The organism is Carboxylicivirga sp. (assembly GCF_982718395.1).
In genome coordinates this window covers 1-13,010 of sequence record NZ_CEXQWX010000165.1, presented here as the reverse complement: position 1 = coordinate 13,010, position 13,010 = coordinate 1, and the positions used below count along the sequence as shown (strand labels likewise).

The window sequence follows — 13,010 nt, the reverse complement described above, 5'->3', positions numbered from 1 at the left end:
CTTTGCTATTATAAAATACCTGCCTACTCTTACACGAGTATAACAAACTAATTACAAGAAAAACAATGAGATAACGCAATATATTCACTAGTCTATATATGTTTTTGATTCAATTTTTCTCTTTAATAATTCACTTTCATTACCTAATTCTAAAGATTTTTTCCACTGTTCCATTGCCTTATCAACGTCTCCATTTTTGTAAAGTATATCACCATAATGCTCAATAATAACTTCACTTTTATCACCTCCATTATCTATAGCACGTTCAATAATGTACTTAGCTTCAAAATACCTTTCTCGCTTGAACAATACCCAAGCATATGTATCCAAATATGTTGAATTACCAGGCTCCATTTCAATACATTTACTACTCATTCTTTCAGCCTTGTCCAAATCCCGGTTCTCAAGAGTCAAGTAATAGCTATAGTTATTAAGCACTACTATATTCAGTTCATCAATTTTAAGCGACTTTTCATACGATTCAAAAGCTTTCTCAACATCCTTCTGGTCGTACGCAATATCACCAATATTAGCATATAACTGAGCTTCTAAGGCTTTATTATCTTTTACCTTTGTTAAGCCCGTTTCAAGTAATCGAATAGCCTCCTCATTATCCTTTAACTGTCCTGCTGAACTTCCGGCAAGTAAATAGAAGAACGCATTATCTGGAAAATTATTGATTGCTACCTTAGCATTTCCGTAAATTTTAGAAAAATCCTGGGTATCGATCATTAGTAATAAATAATCTTGCCATATCAGTTCATTGGAATGTTCTATCGATACGGCATTTTTATATGCTTCCAAAGCCTTCGCATTATCATTCAAAGCTCTATAAAAATTACCTTGATAGACATAAGCCATTGCCTCATAAGAATGTGTCTCAATAAGTGTTTCAAAAAACTTAGATACAAATCCCTTATTTTTATCAATGTTTTGACCATCCATTAGGAATGGAAGCACCTTTTGAAACTTCAACTCAAACGGCGTTTTTTTGGATTCTAATGCTCTTAAATAATAATTAAGGAATTCAGTAGTATCATTTTGCTGATAGGCAAGGTTTCCTAAACTAAAAAACGCCATCACATTACCAGGATCCTTTTCAAGAACGATGTTATAATATTCTTTGGCCTTGTCTGTTTCTTTCAAATACTGGTAGTAATCAGCAATTAATCCATAGTAACGAGCTTCTTCAGGATACTTGTTTGTCAGTTTTGTTAATTCATTTAGGGCAGATTTATTTTTACCCAATTCAAGTAAAATTTTCTCCTTTTCAAGAATAATAACCTCATTTAACCCAATACGCTTTTCTAATTTATCATAGGTGGCCAAAGCCTTATCACTTTCACCATTTCTTTGATATAGCTGCGCCAGTCCATACAAATATTCATCATTATCAGGATGAGTCTTAACAATACTTTCATATAACTGTATAGCTTGAAATCCAAGTTTATTCTGCTGATATAACTCAGCAAGCATTAACTTATACCAGATATTGTCAGGCTCAATTGTTATTGCTCTTTCCAATAAACCTTGCGCTTTTACAATTTCTTTTCCGGCAACTAAAATATTTGCCAACTCGTACATTGTAGCACTACTTGTAGCATCAATTTTTAGACATTCACTAAGGTACATGGCCGATTTTTCGAGATTACCCTTCATTTTTTCACGACTCGCTTCGTAGAAAAAATAATCAAACTTTCGTTTTTGTAAATCAGTAAGTTGAACCTTTTTAATTTGCTCTTTACTAATTTCCGGTGAAGAGGTTTTCTTTAAAGTATTACAGCCTGAAAGACTAATAACTACAACAAATATAACTAGTTGACGTAACTTCATTTTAGAACTTTATATGCAACAATTAGAAATGGTTTAGTTTGTTCCTGTATGACCAAAGCCACCACTTCCCCGAACAGAATCTTCAAGCACTTCGACCTCTTGAAGATCAACCTTCGAATACCTCGCAATAACCATTTGACAAATTCGCTCACCATCGTTAATAGTGAAATCATCATTGGATAAATTAACAAGTATAACCTTAATTTCACCACGATAATCAGCATCAATGGTTCCAGGCGTATTCAGAACAGTAACACCAAATTTAGCAGCTAAACCACTTCTTGGACGTATTTGTGCTTCATGTCCTTCTGGTAATTGTATAAATAATCCGGTTGGAATTAATACACGCTGTAATGGTTTCAGCAAAACAGGTCCATCAATATTTGCACGAAGATCCATTCCCGCTGAGTGCTCTGTACTATAAGCTGGTAATTGATGTTTACCTTTATTAATGATTTGAACTTTTGTCATGTTAAAATTTTAATTAAATCCTTTCTTTCAATTATATAAAGAAAGCCAAAATAGCTAACAAATATAGTGCCTTTGATTACGAAATGAAACAATTGATTATCTGAGTACAAATACTGACTGAAATATACGACTGTAATAGCAATAACAATATGAATAGTCAGTCTTACAATTGGATAAGCAATAGGGTAAAATCTTTGACCAAGAAAATAAGATATTACTGTCATCAAAAAGAAACATCCGAAAGATGTGATTGAAGCACCAATATATCCAAGCTTGGGAACCAAAATTAAATTACCAACAATTGCAAGTATTGCGCCAATACCACTTATTACAGCACCATAACTCGTTCGGTCAGTCAACTTATACCAAAGGGATAAAGAATAATATATACCAAAAAATAACTGACCTAATAGTATGTATGGAATTATCTTATTCCCTTCTATATATTCAGGCAATAGAATAAGATTAATAACATCGATAAACACTAAAACACCGATATAAATTATAAGACCGAATAAAACAAAATACTTTAAAACTTTAGCGTATAATTCTTTAGATGCATTTTGCTTTCCCTCTTTAAAAAAGAAAGGTTCAAAAGCCAGACGATAGGACTGTATAAATATCGCCATTAAAATGCCAATTTTATAATTAGCTCCATAAATTGCTAAAGATTCCATCGCATTTTCACTAAGCAGGTGAGGCATCAATATTTTATCAATGTTTTGAATTAGCATTCCAAATAATCCAACAATCATAATTGGATAAGAATACTTGATGATTGGCTTAATAGAGTTAAAACTAAGCCTAGCTGATGATGTAAATATTTTTGGAACCAGATACAATCCAATAATAACCGAACTAAGTAAATTAGCAACAAAAACGTAATAGGGCTTGATATTTGGATTATAAATCATCGATACTGATTCGTACCCATTATTTATAAGATAAGGGCACAAAACAAGGAAAAAAGTAAGAAAAACGATATTCAGAACAACTGATAGAAACTTTAAAACAGCATATTTTACAGTTCTATTTCCCATCCTTAAATCAGCAAACGGAATGCTTGTAATTGCATCCATTGCAACAATCAATGCTCCAATTACAAAGTAATCAGCCACTAAATATTCATTTCCAAGATAGAACTCAATATTTTCCTTAAATAAATAAACGAGTGCACAAAAAAGAATTGAAACTAATAAAATTACGCTCCCCAGATTTTTTAATAGGGCCTGACGATTTTCCTTATTGATATATCTGAAATAACCTGTTTCAAATCCGAATGTTAAAATAACCAACACAACAGCAATGTAACTGTAGATATTGAAAACTCCACCAACCTCCGCCTGATCCATTATACGGATATAGAATGGCATTAACAGCCAGTTTAATAACCGGCTAATGATAGTACTGGTACCGTAAATTATCGTTTCACCGGCTAGCTTCTTTATCTTGCTCAAAATACTAAGAAAATAGGGTTCCTTGATTTAAATTATTTTCTTTACCCAGATGTGTATAGGCATGTGCAGTGGCCATACGTCCTCTAGGAGTCCTTTTTAGGAAACCTTCCATAATCAGGAAAGGTTCATACACTTCCTCTATTGTACCACCATCTTCACCTACTGCAGTTGCAATAGTACTGACACCTACAGGTCCACCGTTAAACTTATCTATTAGAGTCAGTAAAATTTTGTGATCCATTGTATCCAAACCATAAGTATCAATATTTAAGGCATTTAAAGCCAAACGACTAATATCAACATCAATGATACCATTACCTTTTACTTGCGCAAAATCACGCACCCGACGCAATAACGCATTTGCAATACGAGGTGTACCTCTACTTCGTCTGGCAATTTCATTGGCTGCATTTTCATGAATCCGTACCTCCAAAATATCGGCTGAACGCTCAATAATACCAGCAATGGTTTGAGCATTGTAGTATTCTAAATGACTATTGATACCAAAACGGGCTCTTAGAGGAGCGGTCAATAAACCACTTCTGGTCGTAGCACCAATCAATGTAAAAGGATTTAAATCAATTTGAATACTTCGAGCTCCAGGTCCTTTATCAATAACAATGTCAATACGAAAATCCTCCATTGCACTGTACAAATATTCTTCAATGACAGGGCTAAGACGATGAATTTCATCAATAAATAAAACATCGTTTTCTTCCAGGCTTGTTAATATTCCTGCTAAATCTCCTGGTTTATCCAATACAGGGCCACTGGTAAGTTTAAATCCAACACCTAATTGATTAGCAATTATATTTGATAATGTTGTTTTTCCCAATCCGGGAGGACCATGTAAAAGCACGTGGTCAAGTGCTTCACCGCGCATTTTAGCGGCCTGAACGAATATTTCAAGATTTTCGACAATTTTATCCTGTCCTTTAAAATCACCGAATGAAAGAGGTCTTAACGCTCTATCAAGTTCTTTTTCGGTATCACCATTCCCCCTTATGTCGAAACTCATAATACAATCAAATTATATCCAGTTTTCTCAAATTACCAAAGAACTCATGTAAATCGAATGGCTTAGTCATATACTCATCCATACCATATGACAAACATTTTTCCCTGTCAGCGTCATAGGTATTAGCTGTTAACCCAACAATTGGCATATGTTCTCCACTGATTTTTTCCTTATCTCTGATTGCCACCGTTGTTTCCAAGCCATCCATAATAGGCATCATCAAATCCATTAAGATTAAATCATATTGTCCAAACTCCAACTTTTCCAAAGCCTCTTTTCCATGATTGGCAATATCTATTTTAAATCCGTATTTGGATAAATTCAGAAAGATAAGTTTTTGATTCAGAACATTATCTTCTACAAGTAATACTGATACAGGATGCTCAAGTTTTTCCATCAGGATTGGTTAATGTATATTTTATAAGCCGGCTTTTTTTGAAATGTCCAGCATTCGATTAATAGGTTTAACAGCTTCCGACCTGATATCTTCAATAACATCGATCGATGGCCATTCAAACTTAAGGGAATTATATAGCTTTTCAAGGGAATTAAGCTTCATATATTCACAATCATTACAAGCACATGTCGAATCATTAGGCGGTGCTGGAATAAAAACTTTTTCAGGATTAGACTTTTGCATCTGGTGAATAATACCTGATTCAGTCGCCACAATAAATTTTTTATTATCGCTTTGAGTTGAATGTTTTAGTAACGCTGCCGTACTTCCAACAAAATCAGCTAAAAGCAATAAAGGTTTTTTACATTCAGGGTGAGCCAATACTAAGGCATCCGGATTTTCCTTTTTTAGCTCAACAATCTTTTCTACAGAAAATTTTTCATGCACATGACATGCACCATCCCATAAAACCATATCCCGCCCGGTAATACTATTCAGATAATTACCAAGATTCCGATCGGGCCCAAAAATGATCTTTTCTTCTTTTGGTAAACTATCAACAATAGTTTTGGCATTAGTAGATGTAACTACAATATCAGACAAAGCTTTTATTTTGGCAGTTGTATTAACATAGGTTAATACAGTATGATCAGGATGTTCATCCACAAACTTTTTGAATTCATCAGGTGGACAGCTGTCAGCTAAGCTACATCCGGCATTTAAATCTGGTACTAAAACCAATTTATCAGGTGATAAAATTTTAGCAGTTTCACCCATAAAATGAACTCCTGCCAAAACAATGATTTTAGCGTCTGTTTTAGCCGCTTTTTGTGCCAATGCTAAACTATCCCCAACAAAGTCTGCAATGTCCTGTATCTCGTTCTTTTGATAGAAATGCGCCATTATAATGGCATTCTTCTCCTCCTTAAAGCGAACGATTTCGCTTTTGATATCGATATTAGTTGGAACCGGTTCGTCCACATATCCTCTTTTCAACCAACTATCCTTTATATTCATATTTATATAATAGAAAGAAATTTAAAAAATATAGTAATAATGATATCCTGTTAGCAAGGTTAGCATTTTTCTTTATTAATCGTAGGATACAATGTTATCATATTTAGAGAAACAAATACTAACTGCTTATTAACATGTTTAAAATCTGTTAATTTATTGATATTAATTAGTTTTTAAACTATATCAACAACGTGTTAATAGGCTTCAAATTTAATAAATTCTTTGTTTGTTAATGTTTAAAGGGAAGTTAAAAACGGTTCAAAAGTCGTATTAAAATAAATTGCTTACCAACATCGATATTTGAATGACATATCTGTATTGAAATAATTTCAATAAAAATCAACTCAATTTTATAAAAACTAATTCAATTCAGTTCACATCTTTTTAACATTAGGCAACAGGTTTTTTAACATGTTTTTAAATGAATAAAGCATCGCTATCTTTGTAAAAAAAAGTTCATGATTTTCAAATCTATAGCATTAGCAGCAGATCATGCAGGTTATCCTGCAAAAGAAGCAATTAAACAATTTTTAATTGCAAAGGGTATCGAAGTAAAAGACTTTGGTACTGATTCAGAAGACAGTACGGATTATGCAGATTATGCACACCCAATGGCCAGTGCTGTTGAGAAAAAGGAATATGAAATTGGTATTGCTGTATGTGGTAGCGGCAATGGAATTAACATGACTGTTAACAAGCACCAGGGAATACGCGCAGCCTTATGTTGGAATGTTGAAATCTCAGAAATGGCCCGTCTTCATAATGATGCGAATATATGCACTGTTCCAGGTCGTTATGTATCAATTGAAGAGGCTGTCAACATTGTTGATAAATTTGTTAATACCTTGTTTGAAGGCGGCAGGCATCAGAAGCGTATCGATAAAATACCTGTTTAAAACGTCAGGAATTGAGCAAAGTTCAAACTTTTAAAAAGGAGTCAGGGCGTGTTGCAGCAGATTTAAATCATCGGCGTATTATTCAATTTAATATGTCGAAATATGATGCAGCTGTTAAAACTGGTAAAACACGATATAAAAATATAGAGCTTGCCAAAAGTCATGCATCAGATATTAAGGATGATGTACTGAGCCGACTACCTTACCTTTTAGAAGAGTTTGAACTTAATGCTAAAAAAAATGGTGTCGAAGTTTTTTGGGCTGAGGATCAGCATCAGTTAATTGAGCAACTATCGGAGGTATTGCAAGCTGAGCAGGTTAAAATGCTTGTGAAAAGCAAATCGATGGTAACTGAGGAGATAGAACTCAATCACCATCTTGAAGTACAAGGTATTGAATCTATTGAAACTGACTTAGGAGAATTTATTGTTCAAACTGCCGGTGAAAAACCTTATCACATTGTTACGCCGGCGATGCATAAATCAAAACAGGATATAGCTGATCTTTTCAACCATCACTTTTCAACGGATAAAACTTTAAGTGCAGAAGAACTAACAGGCTTTGTGAGAAAGCTCTTAAGGAAAAAGTTTATTGATGCTGATGTAGGTATTACGGGAGCCAACTTTTTGTGTGCTAAAGAGGGAGCTGTTGCAGTAACAGAAAATGAAGGGAATGCTTTATTGTCTGCATCTTATCCGAAAACACATATTGTAATTGCTGGTATTGAGAAAGTAATTCCTTCCATAACTGACTTACCTCTTTTCTGGCCGCTATTAGCTGCACATGGCACCGGACAGCAATTGACGGTTTATAGCAACTTATTTTTTGGACCAAAAAGGGCTGCAGAGATTGATGGCCCTGAGCGGATGCTTATTTTTCTATTAGATAATAAGCGCTCTCACATTTATCAGAATAAAAAAGTTCAGACTTCGTTAAAATGTATCCGTTGTGGTGCATGTCTTAATGCTTGTCCGGTTTATAAGAACATTGGAGGTTATACATATAATACGACCTATAGCGGACCTATTGGTTCTGTAATTTCTCCACACTTTAAAGATTTTGGTAAGTATAATCATCTTAGTTTTGCTTCTTCCCTTTGCGGAAAGTGCGTAGAAGTTTGTCCTGTTCAAATCCCATTAACGGAGTTGTTGCTTTACAACCGACAAAGTACCATTAAATTGCAATCAACTGTTGATGGTTTAGTGAATAAAGCAATGTATAAAACACTTTCAGCGCGTTGGTTAATGAATTTGTTTAACGGAGGGTTTAAAAATCTTGCTTCACGTTTATTTCAAAAACGTTTTATAGGGTACAATAAAGAGTTATCCGCTTTCAGTGGAAAAACTTTTAATCAACAATGGAAAAAGCATAAAAAGAGATAAAGGTTTTTTAATGATTTTCTTACCTTAGCCACAAACTCAAATAAAATGTTATCAAACACTTGCAAATATGCCATCCGGGCTGTTATTTACTTGGCTGTTAATGATGAAGATGGAAAAAAAATCGGCATTAAACAGATTTCAAAAGATTTAGATATTCCAACACCTTTTCTGGGTAAAATTCTTCAAAGTCTGGCTAAACAAAAATTACTTAAAAGCACAAAGGGGCCTCATGGTGGATTTAGTATCGGTCGTCCGGCAGAAGAAATTACTTTGTACGATATTGTTTCAATTATCGATGGCAGTGATGTATTTACTAATTGTCTGATTGGTATGCACTCATGTAAAAGCAATAGCCAGGAAGGTTACGCTTGTCCGGTACATGATCAATATAGTGCCATCCGCAAGCAAATGTTTGATTTCTTCTCGAATGAAACAATCGCGAAAATTCTTTCAAACATGGAAGAAAAATCCGATTACATTAAGCTTTAAACATTGGTTGTTTTAAAGGGAATAGCATCCATTTCTTTATAAAGATGTTATTCCTTAATATTTTAACAGCAAAAAATGCTGCAATAATACCACTTGTATTGGCAATCATATCCCACCAATTTCCGCTTCTATAAGTTGTAAGAATTAATTGTAATAGTTCCATTATCCCACCATAAATTAAAGGCAGTATCAGAATTTTAGAAATGTTACTGATTGTTTTATGATGATGGATGTAATATTCAAACATAAATACGAATGCAAGTGTAAAGTACATTAGGAAATGAACAATTTTATCGAAATGTGGTATTGTAGAAAAGTTATTAGGGGTGATTTTACTAGTATTAATCAAACTTAAGATGGTAATTGCTAAAATTATACAGAGTGTTTTATGGTATTTTTTGAAATAATACATTTTGAAGTTTGTTTGTTGAAAACTATTGTTTTAATGTTTAAAAACTGTTGATAACTCGTTAATAAAGCACTGTTTTTCAGTGTTTCACGTGAAACAATCCTAGTAATGGCAGGCATTTATATACATGTTCCGTTTTGTTATACACGATGTTCATATTGTGATTTTTACAAAACTACTGATCAACAATTCAAAGACGAATATATTAAAGCTCTTTGTAAAGAAATAGATAATAACGCTTCTTTTTTACAAACGGAAGTTATTCAAACCATCTATTTTGGAGGTGGCACGCCTTCTACCCTCACGCCAGAGGAGTTGGAAGTTATTATAAACAAAATATCTGGATATACTTCAATTGCTGATGTTAAGGAATTTACATTGGAGGTTAATCCAGACGATGTTTCAGATTCATATATACAAGATATTGTAAGTTTGGGAGTCAATCGGTTAAGTATGGGTATACAAAGCTTTTTTGATGAGCATCTGCGAAAAATGAATCGTCGCCATAATGCCCACCAAGCCCGGCAAGCAATTGAAGTGGCAAAAAACAATGGTATTTCTAATATGAGTATTGATCTAATTTATGGTTTGCCATACATGTCATTCGATGAATGGAAATCTAATGTTAAGTTGGCTATAACTAGTGATGTGCAACATATTTCAGCCTATCATTTGACTTTCGAAAAAGGGACTTTATACTATGATTATCTAAAAAAAGGAAAACTGGTTGAAATACCGGAAGAGACGAGTGTGCAACAATTTAATTACTTAACTGAGGAATTGGTTAAGGCTGGTTTTGAGCATTATGAAATTTCCAACTTTTCGTTGCCTGGCTTAGAATCAATTCACAACAGTAATTATTGGAATGGCAAAAAGTACCTTGGTTTAGGGCCTTCAGCTCACTCATTTAATGGTACTAACAGAAGGTGGAATGTTAGGGATGTAAAGAAATACATTAATACAATAGATAAAAACGAATTATATTTTGAAACTGAAGTGCTTACCCCCATTGATCGATACAATGAATTAATAATGCTTGGTTTACGCACACAGAAAGGACTTCAACTCTCCCTGATTGATCAATTCGATAGTCAAATTATTCAATTTTTCAACAAAGAGCTTGACCATCAAAAGAAATTAGGGACTGTGGTTGTTATAGACGGTTATTGTAAGGTTAGTGACGAAAGTAAAATGATTACAGATCGAATTATTTCTGAGTTCTTTTTTATTGAGGATAACTAAACAAAGCTCATAGTAATTTGTCTTAATCGTTAAATTGATTTTGTATGGAAAATAAAACTGGAATTTTAGCTACCTATGGTTCCATTTTCTTAAATATTTTTCTATTTGTAATAAAACTTTGGGCTGGTGTAGTTAGTTCTTCTGTAGCTATTATAGCCGATGCCTGGCACACATTGAGTGATAGTATATCCTCTGTTGCAGTGCTGATTGGATTGAAAATTTCTGCAAAACCAGCAGACAGAGAACATCCATTTGGTCATGGTCGTGCCGAGGTAATTGCATCCATTGTTGTAGGAATGTTGTTGGCTATTATCGGCTTTAGTTTTCTGAAAGAATCGATTCTAAGACTTCGTAGTCAAAGTGAATTTGAGTATGGAACTTTGGCTATTGTTGTAACCATTATTTCTTTAGTTGTAAAGGAGTTTATGGCGCAATACTCCATAATAATTGGAAAACGAACCAATTCAAAATCGATGATTGCAGATGGCTGGCATCACCGCTCAGATGCAATCTCTTCACTGGTTATTCTGGTTGGAATTTTCTTCGGACAATATTATTGGTGGATTGATGGTGTTTTAGGAATACTTGTTTCACTTCTGTTATTTTATACCACTTACTCCATTTTAAAAGAAAATATCAGCCATTTATTAGGAGAAGGTATTGACGATGATTTGAGGAATGATATTATCCAACTGGCTAAGGAAGTGACTGATTTTGAATTATACCCGCATCATTTTTTAGTACATCAATATGGGAATCATACAGAAATGACATTTCATATTCGTTTGCCGGCTGATTTTACTATTCACAAAGCACATGAGATTGCTACGGCTTATGAGGTATTAATAAAAAAACGAACCAAAATTCAGGCTACTGTGCATATAGATTCATTGGAGGTTTAACTTGTTTTTTATTCCTACTAAATATTAAACAATAAACCATCACCTATGTAGACTTCTTGATTCAGTCCGATTTATAATCAGTACCACCAACGATTCTTTGAGACCTGTCATTCTTTAAATAGTACTGTCTTTCAATTACTATATTCCGATAAAAAATAGTTGAGTACCACTAAAAAACGACAAGTCACCGGTTACAAATCAAAAACTTGTGGTTCTGAATCATTTTCTACGGTCCCGAATGAAAAGTAAGCGGTCCTCTGTCACTTTCCTATGGTCCTGAATGAAAAATAAATGGTCCTAAATCATTTTCTACCGGTTCCGAATGAAAAGCAAGTGGTCCTTTGTCACTTTCCTAAGGTTCTGAATCATTTTTTGTTGGTTCCGAATGAAGTTATTGTGGTTAGAAGAGATTTTAAAATAGGAACCTATGACTTTACAATGAATCGTAAAATAAAAAAACGAACCAACATACAAGTTTATTCGCACATTGATTCGTTTGTTTATAAGTTGATATCAGTTTTTGGGTAATCAATAATTTAATGACTTACCGGTAATTGCCATAAAAATATCCAAACCGCGCAGCTGATCTTTAATTTTTAAAAGTTCGGCCAGTTTGATAAATCCGATTTTATAGTTGTATTCCGGTCCGTTATATTCTTCTGTGATCGAATCGAAATTAAATTTCTCCAGTATGCTTTCATCTGAGTATCTTAAGTATAGCTCAACCTGGTGTTCTTTTGAGTAATTAAAGTCATCGGCATAGTTCATTTTTTTATACTCATAGGCATAATTATGCGCTAATGCGGTAATATCTGAAAGAACTGCAGATCCTGTTGGATGTGCTCCTGCTCCTTTTCCAAACATAAACTGTTTGTCGTAGGCTTTTCCTTTGATTACTACGCCGTTAAATTCATCCTCCACACTGTAGATATACTTGTCTCTTCGAACAAAACGAGGAAGAACAAATAAGGTGATGTTATTACCTTCCAGTCTTTCAACCTGACCTACCAGTTTGATTTTATAACGTTTTTCTCTGGCATATTGAATATCAAAGTCAGAAATGTTTGATATCCCGTAAGTTAACACATCATTTGGATCGATAACCGAACCAAAGCTGTGTAGGGTTAAAATAATAAGCTTATAAAGTGAATCAAATCCTTCAACATCAAAGGTTGGATCACTCTCTGCAAATCCAAGATCCTGGGCATCTTTTAAAGCTGTATCGTAGGATTGGTTATGGTCAAATATTTTAGACAATATGTAATTTGATGAGCCATTTAGTATACCTGTAACCGAAAGAAGAAGATCATTGTCGTAATATTCTTCCAGGTTGCGAATTACAGGAATACTGCCACATGCTGATGCTTCGTATAATAAAGAAACTTTATTTTCTTTTTGAAGTTGAATCATTTCAGCCATATTTTCGGCCAGCATTTTTTTATTGGCCGATACGACATGTTTACCTTTTTGGAGGGCTTTTTTAACGATCTGATAAGC

The 13,010-nt window shown here is 33.9% G+C and carries 13 protein-coding genes; 5 read left to right on the top strand and 8 right to left on the bottom strand.

Annotated elements, in window-relative coordinates:
- Positions 1-87: 87 nt before the first annotated feature.
- Genes AC4MRQ_RS21270 through nadA form a run of 6 tightly spaced genes read right to left on the bottom strand, consistent with a single transcriptional unit; the run spans position 88 to position 6,193 of the window.
- On the bottom strand, positions 88-1,833 hold the full coding sequence (locus AC4MRQ_RS21270) for a tetratricopeptide repeat protein (protein WP_491199739.1): 1,746 nt from the start codon (positions 1,831-1,833) through the stop codon (positions 88-90).
- A gap of 33 nt (positions 1,834-1,866) precedes the next feature.
- Positions 1,867-2,304 (bottom strand): dUTP diphosphatase, encoded by a 438-nt coding sequence (gene dut / locus AC4MRQ_RS21265; RefSeq protein ID WP_491199738.1) that lies wholly within the window; start codon positions 2,302-2,304, stop codon positions 1,867-1,869.
- The gene (locus tag AC4MRQ_RS21260; protein ID WP_491199737.1) at positions 2,301-3,761 is read right to left on the bottom strand and encodes a lipopolysaccharide biosynthesis protein; all 1,461 of its coding nucleotides are present in this window, start codon (positions 3,759-3,761) and stop codon (positions 2,301-2,303) included. The genes dut and AC4MRQ_RS21260 overlap by 4 nt, the downstream gene beginning before the upstream one ends.
- Before the next feature lie 4 nt (positions 3,762-3,765).
- Positions 3,766-4,779 (bottom strand): Holliday junction branch migration DNA helicase RuvB, encoded by a 1,014-nt coding sequence (ruvB, locus tag AC4MRQ_RS21255; protein ID WP_491199736.1) that lies wholly within the window; start codon positions 4,777-4,779, stop codon positions 3,766-3,768.
- 7 nt (positions 4,780-4,786) lie between these two features.
- On the bottom strand, positions 4,787-5,176 hold the full coding sequence (locus AC4MRQ_RS21250) for a response regulator (protein ID WP_491199735.1): 390 nt from the start codon (positions 5,174-5,176) through the stop codon (positions 4,787-4,789).
- 21 nt (positions 5,177-5,197) lie between these two features.
- Positions 5,198-6,193, bottom strand: a complete 996-nt coding sequence (gene nadA, locus AC4MRQ_RS21245) for a quinolinate synthase NadA (RefSeq protein ID WP_491199734.1) — start codon at positions 6,191-6,193, stop codon at positions 5,198-5,200.
- 458 nt (positions 6,194-6,651) lie between these two features.
- Here nadA and rpiB point away from each other — a divergent pair, with 458 nt between their 5' ends.
- The 3 genes from rpiB to AC4MRQ_RS21230 are packed head-to-tail and all read left to right on the top strand — an operon-like array spanning position 6,652 to position 8,960.
- A complete protein-coding gene (gene rpiB / locus AC4MRQ_RS21240) occupies positions 6,652-7,089 on the top strand; it encodes a ribose 5-phosphate isomerase B (RefSeq protein ID WP_491199733.1) in 438 nt (145 codons plus the stop codon).
- Between the two features lie 11 nt (positions 7,090-7,100).
- On the top strand, positions 7,101-8,471 hold the full coding sequence (locus AC4MRQ_RS21235) for a lactate utilization protein B (protein WP_491199732.1): 1,371 nt from the start codon (positions 7,101-7,103) through the stop codon (positions 8,469-8,471).
- Positions 8,472-8,516: 45 nt separating this feature from the next.
- Positions 8,517-8,960: an RrF2 family transcriptional regulator gene (locus AC4MRQ_RS21230; RefSeq protein ID WP_491199731.1), complete on the top strand. Its 444-nt coding sequence runs from the start codon at positions 8,517-8,519 to the stop codon at positions 8,958-8,960.
- On the opposite strand, the gene AC4MRQ_RS21225 is transcribed toward AC4MRQ_RS21230, so the two are convergent.
- Positions 8,950-9,372, bottom strand: a complete 423-nt coding sequence (locus AC4MRQ_RS21225) for a VanZ family protein (protein ID WP_491199730.1) — start codon at positions 9,370-9,372, stop codon at positions 8,950-8,952. The two genes, AC4MRQ_RS21230 and AC4MRQ_RS21225, sit on opposite strands and share 11 nt — an antisense overlap.
- Positions 9,373-9,477: 105 nt before the next feature.
- On the opposite strand from AC4MRQ_RS21225, the gene hemW reads away from it, so the two are divergent.
- Entirely contained in the window at positions 9,478-10,611 is a 1,134-nt protein-coding gene (hemW, locus tag AC4MRQ_RS21220; RefSeq protein WP_491199729.1) for a radical SAM family heme chaperone HemW, read from the top strand.
- 44 nt (positions 10,612-10,655) lie between these two features.
- The gene (locus AC4MRQ_RS21215; RefSeq protein ID WP_491199728.1) at positions 10,656-11,513 is read left to right on the top strand and encodes a cation diffusion facilitator family transporter; all 858 of its coding nucleotides are present in this window, start codon (positions 10,656-10,658) and stop codon (positions 11,511-11,513) included.
- Positions 11,514-12,041: 528 nt separating this feature from the next.
- Here the strand turns inward: AC4MRQ_RS21215 and AC4MRQ_RS21210 are convergent.
- On the bottom strand, positions 12,042-13,010 hold a 969-nt coding region (locus AC4MRQ_RS21210; protein ID WP_491199727.1), incomplete at its 5' end, for a homoserine dehydrogenase.

Coding starts and splice junctions, on each gene's coding strand:
- AC4MRQ_RS21215 (WP_491199728.1), top strand. CDS start 10,656: ATGGAAAATAAAACTGGAATTTTAGCTACCTATGGTTCCATTTTCTTA.
- nadA (WP_491199734.1), bottom strand. CDS start 6,193: ATGAATATAAAGGATAGTTGGTTGAAAAGAGGATATGTGGACGAACCG.
- AC4MRQ_RS21270 (WP_491199739.1), bottom strand. CDS start 1,833: ATGAAGTTACGTCAACTAGTTATATTTGTTGTAGTTATTAGTCTTTCA.
- rpiB (WP_491199733.1), top strand. CDS start 6,652: ATGATTTTCAAATCTATAGCATTAGCAGCAGATCATGCAGGTTATCCT.
- AC4MRQ_RS21250 (WP_491199735.1), bottom strand. CDS start 5,176: ATGGAAAAACTTGAGCATCCTGTATCAGTATTACTTGTAGAAGATAAT.
- ruvB (WP_491199736.1), bottom strand. CDS start 4,779: ATGAGTTTCGACATAAGGGGGAATGGTGATACCGAAAAAGAACTTGAT.
- hemW (WP_491199729.1), top strand. CDS start 9,478: ATGGCAGGCATTTATATACATGTTCCGTTTTGTTATACACGATGTTCA.
- AC4MRQ_RS21230 (WP_491199731.1), top strand. CDS start 8,517: ATGTTATCAAACACTTGCAAATATGCCATCCGGGCTGTTATTTACTTG.
- AC4MRQ_RS21225 (WP_491199730.1), bottom strand. CDS start 9,372: ATGTATTATTTCAAAAAATACCATAAAACACTCTGTATAATTTTAGCA.
- dut (WP_491199738.1), bottom strand. CDS start 2,304: ATGACAAAAGTTCAAATCATTAATAAAGGTAAACATCAATTACCAGCT.